Origin of the sequence: Streptomyces filamentosus (assembly GCF_014654895.1) — a bacterium.
In the GTDB taxonomy this organism is placed as follows: Bacteria; Actinomycetota; Actinomycetes; order Streptomycetales; family Streptomycetaceae; genus Streptomyces; species Streptomyces filamentosus.
Genome location: NZ_BNBE01000001.1, coordinates 3,154,385 through 3,173,481 on the forward strand (window position 1 = coordinate 3,154,385; position 19,097 = coordinate 3,173,481).

19 protein-coding genes are annotated in these 19,097 nt (G+C 72.7%); 10 read left to right on the plus strand and 9 right to left on the minus strand.

The genetic code is table 11. The annotated features are described in order from the left end of the window. Positions 1-68: 68 nt before the first annotated feature. Entirely contained in the window at positions 69-803 is a 735-nt protein-coding gene (locus IE326_RS14310) for a Mut7-C RNAse domain-containing protein (RefSeq protein WP_190041681.1), read from the minus strand. Between the two features lie 76 nt (positions 804-879). Between IE326_RS14310 and IE326_RS14315 the strand changes: the two genes are divergently transcribed. Further along, positions 880-1,320 (plus strand): GNAT family N-acetyltransferase, encoded by a 441-nt coding sequence (locus IE326_RS14315; protein ID WP_150228938.1) that lies wholly within the window; start codon positions 880-882, stop codon positions 1,318-1,320. Here IE326_RS14315 and IE326_RS14320 read toward each other — a convergent pair. The 3 genes from IE326_RS14320 to IE326_RS14330 all read right to left on the minus strand — a co-directional run bounded on the left by IE326_RS14320 (position 1,304) and on the right by IE326_RS14330 (position 3,481). After that, complete coding sequence (locus IE326_RS14320; protein ID WP_190041682.1) at positions 1,304-1,876, minus strand: GNAT family N-acetyltransferase; 573 nt, start codon at positions 1,874-1,876, stop codon at positions 1,304-1,306. The genes IE326_RS14315 and IE326_RS14320 overlap by 17 nt on opposite strands. Before the next feature lie 14 nt (positions 1,877-1,890). Further along, positions 1,891-2,946, minus strand: a complete 1,056-nt coding sequence (locus IE326_RS14325; protein WP_190041683.1) for a helix-turn-helix domain-containing protein — start codon at positions 2,944-2,946, stop codon at positions 1,891-1,893. A 298-nt stretch (positions 2,947-3,244) separates the two neighbouring features. Continuing rightward, on the minus strand, positions 3,245-3,481 hold the full coding sequence (locus IE326_RS14330; protein ID WP_150228932.1) for a hypothetical protein: 237 nt from the start codon (positions 3,479-3,481) through the stop codon (positions 3,245-3,247). A 255-nt stretch (positions 3,482-3,736) separates the two neighbouring features. Here IE326_RS14330 and IE326_RS14335 point away from each other — a divergent pair, with 255 nt between their 5' ends. Then, positions 3,737-4,600: a substrate-binding domain-containing protein gene (locus tag IE326_RS14335; protein WP_229915329.1), complete on the plus strand. Its 864-nt coding sequence runs from the start codon at positions 3,737-3,739 to the stop codon at positions 4,598-4,600. Between the two features lie 71 nt (positions 4,601-4,671). Here the strand turns inward: IE326_RS14335 and IE326_RS14340 are convergent, their stop codons facing one another. Further along, positions 4,672-5,103 (minus strand): MerR family transcriptional regulator, encoded by a 432-nt coding sequence (locus tag IE326_RS14340; RefSeq protein WP_190042244.1) that lies wholly within the window; start codon positions 5,101-5,103, stop codon positions 4,672-4,674. A gap of 147 nt (positions 5,104-5,250) precedes the next feature. Further along, on the minus strand, positions 5,251-5,850 hold the full coding sequence (locus IE326_RS14345; protein ID WP_150228930.1) for a hypothetical protein: 600 nt from the start codon (positions 5,848-5,850) through the stop codon (positions 5,251-5,253). 258 nt (positions 5,851-6,108) lie between these two features. On the opposite strand from IE326_RS14345, the gene hemL reads away from it, so the two are divergent. The 8 genes from hemL to IE326_RS14385 all read left to right on the plus strand — a co-directional run bounded on the left by hemL (position 6,109) and on the right by IE326_RS14385 (position 14,397). Further along, entirely contained in the window at positions 6,109-7,416 is a 1,308-nt protein-coding gene (gene hemL, locus IE326_RS14350; protein WP_190041684.1) for a glutamate-1-semialdehyde 2,1-aminomutase, read from the plus strand. A 44-nt stretch (positions 7,417-7,460) separates the two neighbouring features. After that, positions 7,461-8,108, plus strand: a complete 648-nt coding sequence (locus IE326_RS14355) for a histidine phosphatase family protein (protein WP_150232797.1) — start codon at positions 7,461-7,463, stop codon at positions 8,106-8,108. A gap of 261 nt (positions 8,109-8,369) precedes the next feature. Next, positions 8,370-9,620, plus strand: coding sequence for a polysaccharide deacetylase family protein (locus IE326_RS14360; protein WP_150228928.1), 1,251 nt, complete (start codon positions 8,370-8,372; stop codon positions 9,618-9,620). Between the two features lie 77 nt (positions 9,621-9,697). Further along, positions 9,698-10,315 carry a TlpA family protein disulfide reductase gene (locus IE326_RS14365; RefSeq protein WP_150228927.1) on the plus strand — a complete coding sequence of 206 codons (618 nt, stop codon included), beginning with the start codon at positions 9,698-9,700 and terminating at the stop codon, positions 10,313-10,315. A 6-nt stretch (positions 10,316-10,321) separates the two neighbouring features. Continuing rightward, the gene (locus IE326_RS14370) at positions 10,322-11,059 is read left to right on the plus strand and encodes a cytochrome c biogenesis CcdA family protein (protein WP_150228925.1); all 738 of its coding nucleotides are present in this window, start codon (positions 10,322-10,324) and stop codon (positions 11,057-11,059) included. Between the two features lie 3 nt (positions 11,060-11,062). After that, on the plus strand, positions 11,063-12,748 hold the full coding sequence (gene resB, locus IE326_RS14375; RefSeq protein ID WP_150228923.1) for a cytochrome c biogenesis protein ResB: 1,686 nt from the start codon (positions 11,063-11,065) through the stop codon (positions 12,746-12,748). Then, the gene (ccsB, locus tag IE326_RS14380; RefSeq protein WP_190041685.1) at positions 12,745-13,833 is read left to right on the plus strand and encodes a c-type cytochrome biogenesis protein CcsB; all 1,089 of its coding nucleotides are present in this window, start codon (positions 12,745-12,747) and stop codon (positions 13,831-13,833) included. The genes resB and ccsB overlap by 4 nt, the downstream gene beginning before the upstream one ends. Before the next feature lie 36 nt (positions 13,834-13,869). After that, entirely contained in the window at positions 13,870-14,397 is a 528-nt protein-coding gene (locus tag IE326_RS14385) for an SRPBCC domain-containing protein (protein ID WP_190041686.1), read from the plus strand. Positions 14,398-14,419: 22 nt separating this feature from the next. Here the strand turns inward: IE326_RS14385 and IE326_RS14390 are convergent, their stop codons facing one another. From IE326_RS14390 to IE326_RS14400, 3 genes are all read right to left on the minus strand, one after another. Further along, on the minus strand, positions 14,420-15,892 hold the full coding sequence (locus IE326_RS14390) for an MFS transporter (RefSeq protein ID WP_190041687.1): 1,473 nt from the start codon (positions 15,890-15,892) through the stop codon (positions 14,420-14,422). 172 nt (positions 15,893-16,064) lie between these two features. Then, positions 16,065-17,246, minus strand: a complete 1,182-nt coding sequence (locus IE326_RS14395) for an FUSC family protein (protein WP_229915464.1) — start codon at positions 17,244-17,246, stop codon at positions 16,065-16,067. A 316-nt stretch (positions 17,247-17,562) separates the two neighbouring features. Continuing rightward, complete coding sequence (locus IE326_RS14400; protein WP_150228911.1) at positions 17,563-19,095, minus strand: ABC transporter substrate-binding protein; 1,533 nt, start codon at positions 19,093-19,095, stop codon at positions 17,563-17,565. Between the last annotated feature and the right edge of the window lie 2 nt (positions 19,096-19,097).

Sequence of the window (19,097 nt, forward strand, 5' to 3'; positions counted from 1 at the left end):
GGCGGTTCGAGAGGTCCCGAAGCGCTTCGGAGTGCCGGGAGTCCCGGGGCGCCGTACGGGCCCCGGCCTCAGGTCGCCGGGGCGCCGAACTCCCGGACCGCCTCGTCCACGATCGCCTCCAGCCGGGCGTGGTGCGCGCCGCGCCAGTACACCCGGTCGCACTCCTCGCACCGCGCGAAGACGTCGTACGTCTTCTCGGTGCCCCGCTCCAGGCGCTCGCGCACCTCGTCCTTGCCGGTCTCCGTCAGCAGCCCGTTGCAGGCGGTGCAGCGGGTCCAGGGGGCCAGCGGCGGCGCGAAGCGCTCCAGGACGTCGCGGAGCTGCTCCTCGGGCCGGTCGCTGTACACGTACGCCCCCGCCCACAGCTCGCGGCGGCGCAGCAGCCCGCGGTCGCGGGAGAGCATGACCCGCCGCTCCCGGGCGGAGAGCGCGGCGAGCGCCGGATCCCCGATGTCCTCGCTCTCGTACGAGGCGTCCACGCCCAGCAGCCGCAACCGCCGGGCCAGCGTGCCCAGGTGCACGTCGAGCAGGAACCGGAGGGGCGCGCCGGGCACCGGCTGGGGGCGGGCGACGTCCTCGACCTCGACCGTCTCTCCGGCCGCCGGCACGTGCGAGGGGGCCACCGGACGGCCGTCGACCAGGAGCCGCCCGGCCTCGGTGAGCGGCACGCCGAGGGACTCGACGACGTGGCCCAGCGAGGAGACGCCGTCGGTGACCACGGAGGTGCGGCCCGCGCGCCGCTCGGCGGCGACGAAGACGGCCAGGCCGGGGGCGAAGCTGATGTGGATCTCCGGTCCGTTCACGGGGACAGGATCGCACCGGCCCGCGACGGCGGGCCACGGCATTTCCGGGCGGCGGAGGGTGGGTTACCGTCCCCGCATGAAGATCATCGACCTCGAGCCCGGCGACGCCCGTCTGGAGAGCGACCTCCTGCCGGTCCTCGTCGAGCTGCGCCCGCACCTCACCCCCGACCTCTTCCGCGAGGTGTACGCGCGCGGCCACGCGCAGGGCCTGCGTTTCTCCGCCGCCTACGGCGACGACGGGCGCTGCGTCGGCGCGGCCGGCTGGCGGCTGGTCTTCAACACCAGCTCGCTCAGCAAGCTGTACGTCGACGACCTGGTGACCGCCTCCGACGCCCGCTCCACCGGCGTCGGCCACGCGCTCGTCGCCCACCTGGAGGAGCACGCCCGCGCGGCCGGCTGCCACGAGCTGAACCTCGACTCCGGCACCCACCGCACCGGCGCCCACCGGTTCTACCTGCGCGAGCGCTTCGACATCGTGGCCTTCCACTTCAGCCGGCCGCTCACCGCTCCCCAGTAGTCCCCGGGGCCGTCGCGGTCCCCGGGCCGAGGAGGTCGAGCCGCCAGTCGTTGCAGCGCATCGGACGGCCCGGCGGGTATTCGAGGTCCTGCTCCCCGAGCAGTTCGAAACCGGCCCTGCGGCACACCGCGTTCGACGCGGCGTTCTCCACCGACGGGAAGGCGTGCAGGTGGCGGTGGAGGCCCGCGGCCCGGGCCCGCTCCGCCACCGCGCGCGCGGCGAGGGTGGCGACGCCCCGGCCCTGGAAGCCCGGCAGGACCGCCCAGCCCGTCTCGTACACCTGCTCGCCGTTCTCCTCGGTGCTCCAGAAGCCGATGGAGCCGGCGGTCCGCTCCTCCGGCAGCAGCACGATCCGGAACATCCGGCCCGCGGCCGTGGCGTCGGTGCTCAGGCCGACGTACCGACGGTGGCGGCGCTCCAGCTGTTCCTCGGTCTCCGGGCCGCCCAGGTGCTCCATCAGCTCCGGCGCGTTCAGCGCGCGCAGCAGTCCGGCGTCCTCCTCGGACCAGGGCACGAGACGGACGGAGGTGGCGGCGGGGCGGGTCTCCTGGCTCATGCGCGCACCGTACGTCACGGCACCGACAGTTCCCGGGCGTAGGCGGTGGGGGAGAGGCCGAGGGTGGCGGTGAAGTCCCGGACGAGGTGGGCCTGGTCGCTGTAGCCGAGTTCGGCCGCGAGGTCCGCCCACTCCGGCGCGGTGCCGGCCTCGGCCCGTTCCAGGGCCTCGTGGAGGCGGTAGCGGAGGATCACCCACTTCGGTCCGACCCCGACGTGGGCGGCGAAGAGCCGCTGGAGGGAGCGGGCCGACAGCCCCGACAGGCGGGAGAGCCGGGCCACCCGGCGGACGGTGCGGTCGGTGCGGACCAGCTCCACCAGCTCCCTTGCCTGCGCGGCGGCGGGGTCGGGGGCGGGACCGCGGGCGAGCAGGAAGGCGTCGAGCGCCGCCACGCGCGCGTGGCCGGCGTCGGGGGAGAGCACGGCGGAGAGCACGGCCTCGTCGACGGCCCGGCTCCCGGGATCGCTCTCGGGACCGGCGCCGGCAACGGCATCGGGACCGGTGTCAGGGCCGATGCCGGCATCGGTGTCGGGACCGGTGTCAGGGCCGATGCCGGCATCGGTGTCGGGACCGGCGTCGATGAGGGCTCCGCCCGTGTCTCCGCCTGTGGCCCTGGTCGTGGGTCCGCCCGTGACTCCGCCAGTGACTCCGCCCGTGGTGCCCGGGAACGCCTCGGGCAGGGGGACCCGGCGGCCCGTCCAGTCCGAGACGGGGCGGGCGGGGGCGAAGGGACGGAAGCCGCCGGGCCGGAACTGCACCCCGCAGACCCGGCCCACTCCTTCGAGCCGTTTCGTGAAGAGCCCGAGCCCGACGCCGGAGACCTCGGCCCCTGACCGGGCCGGGGAGGAGCCGTCGAGGGGGCCGTACCGCTGGAAGACGAGGTTCACCGACGGGTGCGGGACGACCCGGCTGACGTACGGCTCCGGCAGCGCCCAGTCCAGCAGCCAGTAGTGCTCCAGGTACGGGCGCAGCTCCGACGCCGGGAGGTGCCGGCGGAAGCGGACCCGGGAGAGGAGCTCGGCGGGGGCGACGATGCCCCGGGTGTCCCGGCGCGGAGCGGAGTCGGGCATGGCGCCGAGCCTAGCGGCCCGCGAGAGCTTTGGCCCTGGCTGCCCCTAGGGGCCGGGATCGGGGGCGGACCAGGGGCGGGGGCCCGTTTCCTCAGGACGGGTCCGGGGAGTTTTCCTGGTGTCGGAGGCATGACGTCGACGACGCACACGGTCGCGCAGACGACGCGCACCTTGACTTCGAGAAGAGTGGATCACCCCTCGGGCCTGGCCGAAGGTCTGAGGACAGGGAGCCTGAGGGCAGAGATCCCGAGGGCGGGGAGAGGGCGGGGAGGGGCTGTCGCCGTCCGGCGGGGGCGGGTCAGCGCAGGCGGCCCGTGGAGGTGAGGGAGAGACGGGAGACGACCCGGCCGAAGGCGAGCTCCTCGGCCGGGGTCAGCGGCACGGACTCCTGCGGGTGCCAGACGCGGGCCATCGGCGTCCGGGAGCGGCGGGCGCGGGCGCGCAGACCGGCCGCCAGCCACACGCCGGTGGCGACGGCGAGCACGGCGAAGAGGGTGAGGACGCGGGGGTCGGAGAACTGGCCGGGGTCGGACATGACGTTCACTCCAGGGCGAAAGGGCCGGTGCACGGCGCACGCCCCGGCAGGGTGGCGTGCGGGCGCGGCGGCGCAGGCGATTCCTACTGCTTCCTCCCGACCCGTTCAGTTAACACCACCGTGGGGGACTTTCGGCAGGGGGGTCCGGGACCAAAGTCCCGGGTGGCGGTGTCGGGGGAGGCCCTCTTGTGCGGGGCGGGGAACCGTCCGAAGGTGGCGGCGGAGGCAGATTCCGGCCGGGAGGGGAGCAGCCGCATGTCCGGAACGGGTGCGCACGGATGGGGTTTCACGGACGACAGGGGTACGGCGCTGGACGCGCCGGACCGGCCCGCGCGGGTGGTCGCCTATGTGAGGGCGGGCGCCGCGCTGCTGGATCTGGGGGTGGTGCCGGTCGCGGTGTACGGCTCCGGGCACGACGGGGTGGAGCCGGACCCGGCGAAGGACGGCGGGCTCGCGGCGGCCGGGGTGCCGTACCTGGGACCGGGGCGGGCCCTGGACGAGGAGCGGCTGCGGGAGCTGCGGCCGGAGCTGGTGGTGGACGTCACGTACGACGGGAAGAGCCCGTACGCCGTGGACGAGGGGCTCGTGGAGCGGCTGGGGGTGCCGCTGGCGGCGCTCTCCGTCGGCAACGACCTGAGCCTGCCGGCGATCATCGGGCGCTTCGGGGAGCTGGGCGCGGTGCTCGGCGCCCCGGTTGCCGGGCCGGGGGCCGGAGCGGGGGAGCTGGAGGCGGCGGAGGCGGCGGTGCGGGCGGCCGTCGCGGCGCCCGCGGGGGCCGGGCGCGGGGTGCTGGCGCTCTCCGGGGCGGGGGTCGAGCAGGTGCACCTGGCGCGTCCGGAGGCGTGGCCGGAGCTGGCGCGGCTGGCCGGGCTGGGCGTCCGGCTGCTCGACCCGGGGCCGGGCCCGGGGGCGAACTGGCTGACCACGGGCTGGGAGCGGGCCCTGGACCTCGCGCCCGCGCTGGTCCTGTACGACAGCCGGGCCCACGCGACCCGGCCCGAGGGTCCGCAGCGGCTGCCGGCCGGGGCGCGCCTGGTGCCGTGGAACCCGGAGATTCCCCCGAGCCCCGCCGCCTACGCCCGCTTCTTCCGCGCCCTGGCGGAGGCCCTCACGGCCTGAGCCCGCGCCCCCCGGAGGGTCCGTCCCCCCGCCGCTTCTTCCGCTCAGGCCGCTCCCGCTGCCCACGCTGCTCAGGCCGTGAGGCGGGAGCGGAGGGAGGTGGCGAACTCCTCGGCGCGGGCGAGTTCCAGGCGGAGTTCGGCGACGCGGGCGGCGGCGGCCTGTTCGTAGCGGCGGACGCGGGCGACGAGTTCCTCGCGTTCGGCGGGGTCGAGGGCGTCGTCGGTGTCGGGGAGGTCGGCGGCCAGGCGGTCCATGGCGAGGAGGAGTTCGCGGGTCTCGTCGAGGCCGAAGCCGAGCGGCTGCATGCGGCGGATGACCATCAGCCGGGCCACGTCGTCGTCCGTGTAGAGGGGGAAGCCGCCGGGAGAGGCGGCGGAGGGGCCGACGAGGCCGCGGTCCTCGTACTGGCGGATGGTGCGCAGGGGCAGTTCGGTGCGGGCGGCGACCTCGGCGAGCTGCATGGGCCGGCCGGTCGCGGCTCCGGTGCGGGCTCCGGGCATACGGGCTGCGGACGTTCGTGTTCCGGTCACGGCGGGGGCCTCCTCGTACGGCGCCTCTGTGGAGCAACGGATCAACTCCACGCATTAGATCCGATTCGTCCTAATTTCATGCGCTATGACGGTCGGAAACGCGGAGAGAGCCAGCCGTCAGGGCCAGACCAGGCAGTACGGCTGGTGGCCGGCCTCGTGGAGGCGGACGGAGAAGTCCTGCCACTCGTGGAGCAGCTGGTAGACGTCGAAGGCGTCGCGCGGGCCGCCGCGGTCGGGGACGGTGGACCAGATGAAGGCGGCGGCGCCGACCGACTCCTCGCCGATCGCGCGCAGCGGGTCGACCACGGTCGTGGGCAGCTTCACCACCGCGTAGTCGGGGTGCAGGACGACCAGTTCCAGCGGGGGGACCTTGTGCAGCGGCAGGCCCTGGATGCCGGTGAGCACCATCGCCGCTATCGTCTCGGGCTTGATCTTGGAGAACATGCCGCCCATGCCCAGCTCGTCGCCGCCGAGCTCCTCCGGGCGCATCGAGATCGGTACGCGGGCCGCCGTGGCGCCGTTGGGCGCGCCGAAGTACTTGTAGGTCACCGCCAAGCCGCGGCCCCCGGGGGACGGGTTCGACGCGGGCTGCTCCAGGGACGCGCGATCGTCCGACGCCGCGGGATCCTCGGCCCGTCGCCGCCGGTGCCTCCCCCGCCGGACAGGCTCCGGACCCAGGTCGTCCGTCCCCTCGCCCGGTCCGCCACCGCGATGCATATCTCCACCCGACTGCTTTTTCTCGGCAACACGACCCCGCCGCGCAACCCGATCATCGTGTCAGTGACCTCCCCCGCGTTCTTCCGGTGAAACACCTGTCCGCAAGAATCGCCGTGGCCTCTGACACCATGGATCGTGTGAGCCATCCCTATGACGCCCCAGTTTCGCAGACACGGAGGAGAGCCGTCCCGGCGTGATGTCCAGGGTGCCCACACCGTCCCTCCGTACCAGACGTCGTACTCGCAGGTCAGGATCGTTGTGTCGTATTCATACGAAGCCCCAGTCTCACAGACGCTTTTCGACCGCGCGTCCCTTGTGACGCCCGGCGGCGTGAACTCACCGGTGCGGGCCTTCCGGGCTGTGGGCGGTACGCCCCGGTTCATGGTGTCCGGTACCGGTCCGTACCTCACGGATGCGGACGGTCGCGAGTACGTCGACCTCGTCTGCTCCTGGGGGCCGATGATTCTCGGTCACGCCCACCCCGAGGTGACCGCCGCCGTGCAGGCGGCCGTGGCCCGCGGCACCTCCTTCGGCACCCCCGGCGAGGGCGAGGTCGCGCTCGCCGAGGAGATCGTGGCCCGGGTCGAGCCGGTGGAGCAGGTGCGCCTGGTCTCCTCCGGCACCGAGGCGACGATGTCCGCGATCCGGCTGGCCCGCGGCTTCACCGGCCGCGCGAAGGTCGTCAAGTTCGCCGGCTGCTACCACGGGCACGTGGACGCGCTGCTCGCCGCGGCCGGCTCCGGCGTCGCCACCTTCGGCCTGCCCGACACGCCCGGCGTGACCGGCGCGCAGGCGGGCGACACGATCGTGCTGCCGTACAACGACCTGGAGGCCGTGCGGGCCGCGTTCGCCGCGCACCCGGGCGAGATCGCCTGTGTGATCACCGAGGCATCGCCCGGCAACATGGGCGTCGTCCCGCCGCTGCCCGGCTTCAACCAGGGCCTCGCGGACCTGTGCCGGGAGAACGGCGCGCTCTACATCTCCGACGAGGTCATGACGGGCTTCCGCACCAGCCGGGCCGGCTGGTACGGCGTGGACGGCGTGAAGCCGGACCTGATGACCTTCGGCAAGGTCATGGGCGGCGGCTTCCCGGCCGCGGCCTTCGGCGGCCGCGCCGACGTCATGGGCCACCTCGCCCCGGCCGGGCCGGTCTACCAGGCGGGCACCCTCTCCGGAAACCCGATCGCCACCGCCGCCGGGCTCGCGCAGCTGCGGCTGCTCGACCAGGCCGCGTACGACAAGGTGGACGCGGTCTCGGCGGAGGTCCAGGGCCTGGTCAGCGACGCGCTCACCAAGGAGGGCGTGGCGCACCGCCTCCAGGCGGCGTCCAACATGTTCTCGGTCTTCTTCACCGCCGACGAGGTGCGGAACTACGACGAGGCGAAGAAGCAGGAGGCGTTCCGCTTCAACGCCTTCTTCCACTCGATGCTCGCGGACGGCGTCTACCTGCCGCCGTCGGCCTTCGAGTCGTGGTTCGTGTCGGCCGCGCACGACGAGCGCGCGGTCGAGCGGATCGCCGCCGCGCTGCCGGCCGCCGCCCGCGCCGCCGCCGGGGCGAGCGCGTGAGCGCCGCCGGGAAGGGCCCGGAGGACGTCACCGTCGTCCACCTGATGCGCCACGGCGAGGTGCACAACCCGGACGGCGTGCTGTACGGGCGCCGCGCCGGGTACCACCTCTCCGAGCTGGGCCGGGAGATGGCGGAGCGGGTGGCCGAGTCGCTGGCCGGGCGGGACATCACGTACGTCGTCGCCTCCCCGCTGGAGCGGGCGCAGGAGACGGCGGCGCCGATCGCCAAGTCGCACGGCCTGGAGCTGGCCACCGACGGGCGGCTCATCGAGGCGGCGAACGTCTTCGAGGGCAAGACCTTCGGCGTCGGCGACGGGGCCCTGCGCAAGCCGGGCAACTGGAAGCACCTCACCAACCCGTTCCAGCCGTCGTGGGGCGAGCCGTACGTGGAGCAGGTCGTGCGGATGATGGGCGCGCTGGACGCGGCGAAGGACGCGGCGCGAGGTCACGAGGCGGTGCTGGTCAGCCACCAGCTGCCGATCTGGATCGTGCGGTCCTTCGTGGAGAAGCGGCGGCTGTGGCACGACCCGCGGCGCCGGCAGTGCACGCTGGCCTCGCTGACCTCGTTCACGTACAAGGGCGACAAGATCGTCTCGGTGGGGTACAGCGAGCCGGCGATCGACCTGGTGCCGGTGCACCTGCGGGCCGGCGCGAAGCCGGTGAAGGGCAAGGCGAAGGCCTTCGGGGCGTAGCCCGCGATCCCGGGGCCTGATCCGGCGCCCGTTGCCGGACGGGCCCCCTGCGACCCCCTGGCGCCGCGCCCCCGGCGCCGGCCGCGTCGCGAAGGGACCCCGGTGCGGCCCACGATTCAGGGCGGCGGATGATGTACATGTCATTCGACCGCCCTGAAATTTTTGTGCGATTGACCGGAACCTCCGTGTTCATCCCTGCATCTCACTCATTGTCGGTTTGGATGATGTTTCGGGTCATATAACAGCGCGAATGGGGATGACATGCGCGGGATCAGTCGAAGGGGCCTTCTCGGGGCGGGTGTCGGAGCGGCGGCCGCGCTCGGCATCGCCGGGTGCAGCGACAAGGGCGAGGGCGGTACCGGAAGTTCGGGACCGGACAAGGGCGGCGCCCCCGAGACCGGGACCACCACGCCCGCCCCGACCAAGGACGACGTCCGCCTCATCGGCGACGGTTCCACCGCGGACACCGGCGAGCAGCCCCACCAGCCCGACGCCCCCGTCCCGCTGGAACCGGGCCAGACCCCGCCGCAGTTCGTGGTCTTCTCCTGGGACGGCGCCGGCGAGGTCGGCAACGGCCTCTTCCCCCGCTTCCTCGAACTGGCCCGCAACCACGACGCGGCCATGACCTTCTTCCTCTCCGGCATCTACCTGCTGCCCGAGTCGAAGAAGAGCCTCTACCGGCCCCCGAACAACCGCGTCGGCGCCTCCGACATCGGCTACCTCACCGACGCCCACATCAAGGACACCCTGAAGTACGTCCGCGAGGCATGGCTCGACGGGCACGAGATCGGCACCCACTTCAACGGGCACTTCTGCGGCGGCTCCGGCTCCGTCGGCAACTGGACCCCGGCCCAGTGGCAGAGCGAGATCGACCAGGCCGTGAAGTTCGTCACCGAGTGGAAGACCAACAGCGGCTGGACCGACCTCGAACCGCTGCCCTTCGACTACTCCAAGGAACTCGTCGGCGGCCGCACCCCCTGCCTCCTCGGCCAGGACAACCTGCTGCCCACCGCCAAGCGCCTCGGCTGGCGCTACGACGCCAGCTCGCCCGGCGGCCGCCAGACCTGGCCCGTCAAGCGCAAGGGGATCTGGGACTTCCCGCTCCAGGCCGTGCCCTTCCCCGGGCACTCCTTCGAGGTGCTGTCCATGGACTACAACATCCTCGCCAACCAGTCCCAGAACAGCACCAAGGGCATGCCCTCCCGCTACCCCGGCTGGCGCAAGCAGGCCACCGACGCGCTGATCGGCGGCTTCACGCGCGCGTACGAGACGAACCGCGCGCCCTTCTTCGTCGGCAACCACTTCGAGCAGTGGAACGGCGGCATCTACATGGACGCCGTCGAGGAGGCGCTGAAGGCGATGGCCGGGAAGAAGGACGTCCGGCTGGTGTCGTTCCGCCAGTTCACGGACTGGATGGACGTCCAGGACCCGGCGGTCCTGGCCCGTCTGCGCACCCTCGACGTGGGCCAGAAGCCGGCCGGTGGCTGGGCCTCGTACCTGAAAGCCGCTTAGGCGATCTTGACAAGGGGCGTTACGGGCACGTAGGGGGGTGCCCAAGATCCCCCAAACGCCCATGCGAAACTTTTCACATGAGCCTTAGCCGTGGCCTCCGTCCTGCCCCCCGACGCGCCGCCCTCGCCGTCGTCGGCGTGCTGTCCGCCGCCCTCGCGCTCTCCGCCTGCGGCGGCGACGGCAACGACACCTCCGGCGGCAACGGCGCCAACTTCGTCACCAGCAAGGGCGGCATCTCCACCGTCCCCAAGGGCGAGCGCGCCGGGATCGAGGAGATCGCCGGCGAGACCCTGGAGGGCGAGAAGCTCGACGTCGCCGACCTCAAGGGCAAGGTCGTCGTCCTCAACGTCTGGGGCTCCTGGTGCGGCCCCTGCCGCGCCGAGGCCCCCCACTTCGCCAAGGTCGCGAACGACCTCAAGGGCGAGGACGTGGCCTTCGTCGGCCTCAACACCCGCGACGCCAACAAGCAGCAGGCGCTCGCCTTCGAGGCCGACTACAAGATCCCCTACCCGAGCCTCTACGACCGGGACGGGAAGCTGATCCTCTTCGGCTTCCCCAAGGGCACCCTCAGCCCCAAGGGCATCCCCTCCACCGTCGTCCTCGACAAGGAGGGCAAGATCGCCGCCCGCGCGCTCATGGCCATCGACGACACCAAGCTCCGCTCGATGATCGACCCGCTCCTCAAGGAGAAGTGACCGCCGGTGAACGAGACCGTCACCAGCGGAGCGCTGCTGCTCGCCGTCCCCGTCGCCCTCCTGGCCGGGCTTGTCTCCTTCTTCTCCCCCTGCGTGCTGCCGCTCGTCCCCGGCTACCTGTCGTACGTCACCGGCGTCTCCGGCACCGACCTCGCCGACAGCCGCCGCGGCCGGATGACCGCCGGCGCCCTCCTCTTCGTCGCCGGCTTCACCGCCGTCTTCGTCTCCGGCGGCGCCCTCTTCGGCTACTTCGGCGCCACGCTCCAGGAGTACAGCGGGACGCTGAGCACCGTCCTCGGCGTCTTCATGATCCTCATGGGGCTCTTCTTCGCCGGGCTGATGCCCTGGTTCACCCAGCGCGAGTTCCGCTTCCACCGGAAGCCCGTCGCCGGCCTCCTCGGCGCCCCGGTCCTCGGCGCGCTCTTCGGCATCGGCTGGACCCCGTGCATCGGCCCGACCCTCGCCTCGGTCAACGCGCTCGCCCTCGAACAGGCCAGCGCCGGACGGGGGGCCATACTGGCCCTCGCGTACTGCCTCGGCCTCGGCGTCCCCTTCGTCCTCGCCGCCATCGCCTTCCGCAAGGCCCTCGGAGCGTTCGGCTGGGTGAAGAAGCACTACGTGTGGGTCATGAGGATCGGCGGCGGCATGATGATCGTCACCGGCGTCCTCCTCCTCACAGGCGTCTGGGACAGCATGGTCTCCACGATGCAGGGCTGGTCCAGCGGCTTCACGGTGGGAATCTGATCGATGAGCAAGACCGAAACGACCGAACAGCGCGACGGCCTCGGCGACGCCGGGGAACAGCTCTCCACCGCGCCCCGGGAGGAGACCGACGGCGTCCTCGGCGGCCCCACCCTCGGGGTCGTCGGCTGGATCCGCTGGTTCTGGCGCCAGCTCACCTCCATGCGGGTGGCGCTGATCCTGCTCTTCCTGCTCTCCCTCGGCGCCGTCCCCGGCTCCCTCATCCCGCAGACCAGCGCGGACGAGTTCAAGGTCGCCGACTTCAAGAAGGCGCACGAGACCCTCGCCCCGCTCTACGAGAAGCTCCAGCTCTTCGACGTCTACAGCTCGGTGTGGTTCTCCGCGATCTACATCCTGCTCTTCGTCTCCCTCATCGGCTGCATCGTCCCGCGCACCTGGCAGTTCGTCGGCCAGCTCCGCGGCCTGCCGCCGGGCGCCCCCAAGCGGCTCACCCGCCTCCCCGCGTACACGACCTGGCGCACCGGGGCGAGCCCCGAGGAGGTCCGCGAGGCCGCCCTCGGCGTCCTCAAGGGCCGCCGCTTCCGGACCCGCGCGGCCGGTGACGCCGTCGCCGCCGAGAAGGGCTACCTCCGCGAGGCCGGCAACCTCCTCTTCCACATCGCCCTGATCGTGATGCTGGTGGCCTTCGCCTGGGGCCAGCTCTTCAAGTCCGAGGGCGGCAAGCTCGTCGTCGAGGGCGACGGCTTCTCCAACACGCTCACCCAGTACGACGACTTCAAGTCCGGCTCCCAGTTCGCCGTCGACGAGCTGGAACCGTTCAGCTTCACCCTGGACAGCTTCACCGGCACGTACGAGACGAGCGGCCCGCAGACGGGAACCCCCCGCACCTTCGAGGCGGCCGTCACCTACACGCGGGGCGGCGGCAAGGACGAGAAGGCCGTCATCAGGGTCAACGAGCCGCTGAAGCTCGGCGACTCCAAGGTCTACCTGATCGCCCACGGGTACGCGCCCGTCGTCACCGTCCGGGACCGCGACGGCAAGGTCGTCTTCACGGGCGCCGTCCCGCTGCTGCCCATCGACAACAACCTCACCTCCAGCGGCGCGATCAAGGTGATGGACGGCTACCGCGACAAGAACGGCGAGAAGCAGCAGCTCGGCTTCAAGGCGTTCTTCGTGCCCACCTTCGCGGGCGCCGGCAAGGGCAGCATGTTCTCCCAGTTCCCGGCCCTGGTCGACCCCGTGATGGCCCTCACCGGCTACCACGGCAGCCTGGGCGTCGACTCCGGACTGCCGCAGAACGTGTACCAGCTCGACACCACCAAGATGAAGCAGTTCGAGGTCGAGGGCGGCACCGGCGTCGCCCAGCGGCTCGCGCCCGGCCAGACCATGACCCTGCCCGACGGCGCCGGCTCGATCACCTTCGAGAAGGACATCAAGGAGTGGGCGAGCTTCCAGGTCACCCAGCAGCCGGGCAACGGCCTCGCCCTCGCCGGCGCCATCGCCGCCATCGCCGGACTGACCGGCTCGCTCTTCATCCAGCGCCGCCGGGTCTGGGTCCGCGCCGTCCGCGGCGAGGACGGCACGACCGTCGTCGAGATGGCGGGCCTCGGCCGCAGCGAGTCCACCAAGCTGCCCGAGGAGCTCGCCGACCTCGCGGTCGCGCTCACCGCCACGGCGCCCCCCGCGCCCGAACCTGCCGAAGCAGAAGCCTCAGAAGGGGTCGAGAAGTGATCCTCGCCGCCCAGACCAACGAGGGCCTGGCGCAGCTCAGCAACGAGCTCGTCTACGCCTCGATGGCCGTCTACACCCTGGCCTTCCTGGCCCACATCGCCGAATGGGTCCTCGGCAGCCGCAGCAAGGTCGGCCGCACCGCCGCCGCGCTGACGGGCACGAAGACCGAAGCCGCGCCCGCCACCGTGACCGTCCGGGTCAAGCAGGCCGGCGGCGGCACCGCGGTCATCGAGAAGCCGAAGGTCGTCACCCGGTCCGCGGCCGGCACCCGTGACGTCCCTGACGGCCCCGGCGCGGCCGGCGGCACCGTCAAGGGCGACCTGTACGGCCGGATCGCCGTCTCGCTGACGGTCCTCGCCTTCGCCCTGGAGGCGGCCGGCGTGATCGCCCGCGCGATCTCCGTGCAGCGCGCCCCCTGGGGCAACATGTACGAGTTCTCCACCACCTTCTCCACGGTGGCGGTCGGCACCTACCTCGGCTTCCTCCTCGCGAAGAAGAACGTCCGCTGGATCGGCCTCCCGCTGGTCACCACGGTCCTGCTCGACCTGGGCCTCGCCACCACCTGGCTGTACACCGAGAGCGACCAGCTGGTCCCGGCCCTCGACTCGTACTGGCTGTGGATCCACGTCTCCACCGCGATCTTCTGCGGCGCCGTCTTCTACCTCGGCGCGGTCGCCACCCTGCTCTACCTCTTCCGCGACTCGTACGAGAACAAGCTCGCGACCGGCGGCAAGCCGGGGGCCTTCGCCCGCTCCGTCATGGAGCGACTGCCCTCCGCGGCCTCCCTCGACAAGTTCTCCTACCGGGTCAACGCGGCGATCTTCCCGCTGTGGACCTTCACGATCATCGCGGGCGCCATCTGGGCCGGCGACGCGTGGGGCCGCTACTGGGGCTGGGACGCCAAGGAGGTCTGGTCCTTCATCACGTGGGTCGGGTACGCCGCGTACCTGCACGCCCGTGCCACGGCCGGCTGGAAGGGCCGCAAGGCCGCGTACATCGCGCTCATCGCCTTCGGCTGCTTCCTCTTCAACTACTACGGCGTGAACATCTTCGTCAGCAGCAAGCACTCCTACGCGGGCGTCTGAGCTGGCACGGCCCCCTCGCGGGGCCACGCTGGAGTCATGAGCGAGATACCCCGGGGCAGGAGCGAGACCCACGACGGCGACGCGCGCCTGCTGCGGTACGTGATCGAGCTGCCGCACCCGCAGCCGCTGGTGTGGGCGGCGGTCGCCTCCCCGGAGGGCCTGCCGTCCTGGCTCTGCGCGGCGGACCCGCTGGAACCCAGGCTCGGCGGGGCGGTCACGCTCCGGTGGCTCAACGGCAGCGCGGAGGTCTCGGGCCGGGTCACCGCCTGGGACCCCGACCAGGTGGCCGAGTACACGGTCGACGCCCCGCACGGACGGATCCGGTTCCATCTGGAACCGGCCGCCGGCGGGGCGTCGACCGTCCTGCGTTTCACCCACGGGTTCCGCGGCGACCGGGAGCTGCTCCTCGACCGCCTGGCCGGCTGGCACGACCACTTCGAGCGGCTGCGGGACGCCCTGGACGGCCGACCGACGGACTGGCGGCAGTGGACGACCGGCCGCTGGAGCGAGCTGCGCGAGCTGTACGCCAGGGACGCCGCGCCCTGGCCGAAATGGGTCCCCTAGGACGACCCGGAGGGCGCGCCGCCTAGGACCGGTCGTCGCGGACGGCCGACAGGGGCTCGGCGATGTCCTCCAGCGAGCGGCGCTCCGCGTTCACCGCCAGGAAGGCCGCCACCAGGCCCGCCGCGCACATCAGGCCGGCGCCGATCTGGAAGGCCAGCACCGTGTCGCCGACGACGCCCGACTCGGTGAGACCGGCGAAGATCAGCGGGCCGCTGATGCCGCCGGCCGCCGTGCCCATCGCGTAGAAGAAGGCGATGGCCATGGCCCGGGTCTCCATGGGGAAGATCTCGGAGACGGTCAGATAGGCGCTGGAGGCCCCGGCCGAGGCGAAGAACAGCACCACGCACCAGCAGGCCGTCAGGGTCGTCGCGGTCAGCGAGCCCCGGTCGAAGAGCCAGGCCGTCCCGAAGAGCAGCAGGCCGGACAGCAGGTAGGTGCCCGAGATCATGATCCGGCGGCCGACGGTGTCGAAGAGCCGGCCGAGCAGCAGCGGCCCCAGGAAGTTGCCCGCCGCGATCACCGCGAAGTAGTAGCCGGTGCTGCCGGTGGGGACGTCGAAGAAGGTGATGAGGATGGTGCCGAAGCCGAAGGTGATCGCGTTGTAGAGGAACGCCTGGCCGATGAAGAGGGACAGGCCGAGGGTGGCGCGGCGCGGGTAGCGGCCGAAGACGGTCTTCGCGATCAGGCCGAAGCCGATGCTCTTGCGCTGGTGGATGGTGATCTCGCCGGCCGGCGGCGGCAGCTTCGTGCCCTTCTCCGCCTCGATCTCCCGCTCCACGGAGGAGACCAGCTCCTCCGCCTCCTCGCCGCGGCCGTGGATGAACTGCCAGCGCGGACTCTCCGGGACGTGCCGCCGCACCAGCAGGACGACCAGGCCCAGGACGACGCCGAGGGCGAAGCTGAGCCGCCAGCCCAGGTCCTTCGGGAAGATGTCGGTGTCCAGCATGACGACGGAGAGCAGGGCGCCGCCGATGGCGCCCAGCCAGTAGCTGCCGTTGATGATCAGGTCGACCCGTCCCCGGTGGAGGGACGGGATCAGCTCGTCGATCGCCGAGTTGATCGCCGCGTACTCGCCGCCGATGCCGAAGCCGGTGAGGAAGCGGAAGAGGAAGAACCACCAGGACTCGAAGGACAGGGCCGTCATCGCCGTGGCGCCGAGGTAGACGACCAGGGTGATCATGAAGAGCTTCTTGCGGCCGTAGCGGTCGGTCAGCCACCCGAAGAAGAGGGCGCCGGAGCAGGCGCCCGCCACGTAGAGGGCGGCGGCCACGCCGGTGACCTGGGCGGCGGTGATGTCGAGGCCGCTGCCCTCCTCGGCCAGCCGGCCGGCGACGTTGCCGACGATGGTGACCTCCAGGCCGTCGAGGATCCAGACGGTGCCGAGGCCGATGACGATCATCCAGTGCCAGCGTGACCAGGGGAGCCGGTCGAGCCGGGCCGGTACGGCGGTGGTGACCGTGTCTCCCCCGGTGGCGGAAGCGGGCGTCGCGCTCATGGGCGCTCCTCTCGTCGGACGTGCGGGTGCCCCCTGCCCCCCGTCGGACATCCGCGCGTCGGGCGGGCGAGTACCCCTGTTTTTCCCGGTCATCCGCCCGCCGGGCGCGCGGAGACCCTCGGTTCTTCCGGTCATCCGCCCGCCGGGCGTGCGGACGTCCCCTCCCGGCCGGTCATCGGCCGGCCCCGGCCCGGCGGCCGAAGGACTTCCAGCGGTCGCGGAGGGTGAGGCGGCGGCGGCGCTCCCGGCGCTCGCGGGTCTGCCGGTCCAGTTCCTCCATCAGCCGGCGGCCCCGGTGCCCGGGGTCGAGCTCGTCGAGGATCCGGTCGACCTCGGTGAGCAGCGCTCCGTACAGCTGCCAGCGACCGGGGTCGGCGAGGGCGAGGGCGAGGAGCCGGTCGGCGGCGTCGTCCCGGCAGGCGCGGGCGGCCCGCAGCTCGCCGGCGAGGCGGTCCTCGGCGGCTTCGGCGTCCCCGCTGCCGCGGGCGGTGACGAGGACGGCGAAGCTGACGAGGGCGTCGGCGGTGTACTGGGCGGTCTCCCGGACGGCGAGCGCGGTCCGGTCGGGGAGCAGGGTGTCCCCGGCCCGGTGTTTCGCCAGGTCGGTGAGGGTGCGGGCGAGGACCCGCAGGACGACGGCGCAGATCTCCAGGGTGTCGAGGCCGGTGCGCAGCACCACCCGGTGGAGGAGGCCCTCCTTGACGCGGGGGTTGAACCGCAGGCTGTCCTCGGCGGTGCGCAGGGCCCCGTCGACGTCGGCGACGTCGTCGTCGAGGCGGCGGGCGGCGTGGAGCCGGGCGGCGGCCCGTTCGACGGGCGGTGCCCCGCCGAACTCCTCCGCCACGTCGAGGAGGAGCAGCCGCATCCGGCGGGCGAGGTCCTCGATGGAGTCGCCGGCGGTGTCGACCCAGACGGGCGGGGCGAGCAGCAGGTTGAAGAGCATGCCGACGACGGCGCCGATGAGGGTCTCCAGGACCCGGTCCCAGGCGGTGTCGGAGACCTGGGTGACGCCGAGGACGAGCATGGCGCTGATGGCGACCTCGGGGACGAACTCCTCGACGCGGACGAGCCGCCCGATGAGCAGCGCGGCCAGGATGACGAGGGCGAGGCTCCACCAGGAGAGGCCGACGACGGCGCTGAACGCGATGGCGATGAGGACGCCGACGACGACCGAGTTCACCCGGCGGAGGCTGGTGGTGAGGGTGGAGTAGAGCGTGACCTGGACGACGAGGAGCGCGGTGAGGGGCGCGGTCAGGGGGACGGGCTCGCTGCTGAGCCGGAGGGCGACGACGTAGCTGAGCGTGGCCGCTGCCGTCGACCGCAGGGTCTGGACGGCGAAGGGGTCGCGGCGCAGGCGAGCGAGCCGCCCGCCGTCCCGCGCGCCCCGGTCGTGCCGCTCGCCCCGTTCGTCCCGTCCGCCGTCGTGCGCCACCCGTCACCTCGTCCCGTCGCCGCCCCGCGGGGCCCGTCTGGACGACCGCCTGCCCGGACGGCGCCGCGCTCATGCGCGGATGGGGCCGGGCGGCGGAGGGATCCCCCTTCTTCGGGGTCGGCCCTGGGCCAGGGGCGACCCTCTTCCGGGATCGGGGCCCTCCTCCGGTATCAGCCCTCCTCCGGGATCAGCTCTTCTCCGGTCTCGGTCCTTCTCCGGTCTCGGCCCTCCTCCGGGATCAGCCCTTCTTCGGGGGCAGGCAGCTCTCCGCGGGGGGCCTCCCCTCGGGCCAGGCGGTCTGCACGTAGCGCTGGGTGCCGTCGGGGGCCAGTTCCACGATGGGGACGGCCTTGTTGTACGGGTTGCCGTGGTTGTCCAGGCAGATCCAGCCGCTCGCGCCCTGGACCCGCAGGGAGCCCTTGACCTGCGGCCACTGGGTGACGACGTCGGCGAGCTCCGGGTAGGGGGCGTCGGGCGGGGTGGCCTGGCGGATGGCGTGGACGGCCGTCGCCATCGCGTCGTACGCGACGATCGCCTGCCCGTCGCGGAGCGGCACCGGCTTCTCGTCGGCGCGGGCGATGTCGGTGAGGAAGGTGTCGAAGGCGACGACGGAGCCGCCGGTGGCGGGCACGGTCCGGCCGGAGCCGGGCTTCCAGGCGTCGGGGTGGGCGAGCGCGGCGTAGCGGACGGTCAGCTTCCGGCCGAGGGCGGCGCGGTTCAGCTTGGTGTCGGCGCCGAGGTAGGAGCCCTCGTCGCCGGTGAGGACGGTGAAGGCGCGGTCGGCGCAGCCGCGCGAGCCGAGGGCGTTGATGAACTGGCGCAGCTGGGTGTGGCGGCCGGCGAAGAAGACGGTCTCGGCGCGGGTGTCGCAGATCAGGTGGGTGATCTGGCGGAAGGTGTTGGCGGTGTTGCCCTCCTCGGTGTTGTCGGTGGGCGAGGTGTAGAGCTGCGGCTCGTAGGGGGCGCCCTTGAGGGACTCGGCGAAGGCGGACCGCAGGGTGTCGATGTAGTGGTCGCCGGTGCGGGAGTCCTGGACGAGGATCGCGCGGGCGGCGTCGACCCTGCCGAAGTGGGCGAGGGCCCTCGCCTCGTCGCTGTTGGTGGGGGAGACCCGGGCGAGGCCGGGGAAGCGGTCGCGGCCGGGGCCGTTGGCGAGGTCGTCGGCGGTGATGGTGGTGCCGACGACGGCGATCCCGGCGCCGGTGAGGGCGGTGACCGCCTCCCGCACCTCGGCGGAGGAGGTGGCGACGCCGGAGACGGCGCGGAGCCGGTCGGGGGCGCCGGTCATGGTGGTGAGCCGGTCGACGACCGTGCGCCAGTGGGCGTTCTTGTTGCCGGTGTTGGCGAGGACCAGGCGGATCCGGGGGGTCTCGCTGTTGGACTCGTGGTTGGCCCGGTACTGGTAGGCGTAGGCGCCCTGGAGTTCGCGGAGGATCTTCTCGGCGGTGCCGGGGTCGGTGGAGGTGATCGGCAGCAGGAGCGCGACGGTGGCGTACTCGCCGGGCTTGAGGGCGGCGTTCTCGCGGCCGATGGCGGCGGTGACGGCGGTGAGCGCGGGGACCCGGAAGTCGTGCCCGGTGCCGTCGACGCCGACGCACTCCGTGCTGTTCGCGGGGCGGGCGACTCCGGGGGCGCAGGAACGGTCCTCCGGTTCGAGGACCGTGTAGAGGCCCCAGCCGCCGGCCCCGACGACGAGGGCGGTCGTGACGAGCAGGGTGAGGAACTTCTGCCGGGGCGTCCAGAAGACGCGGCGGCGCAGCCGGTCGAGCATGG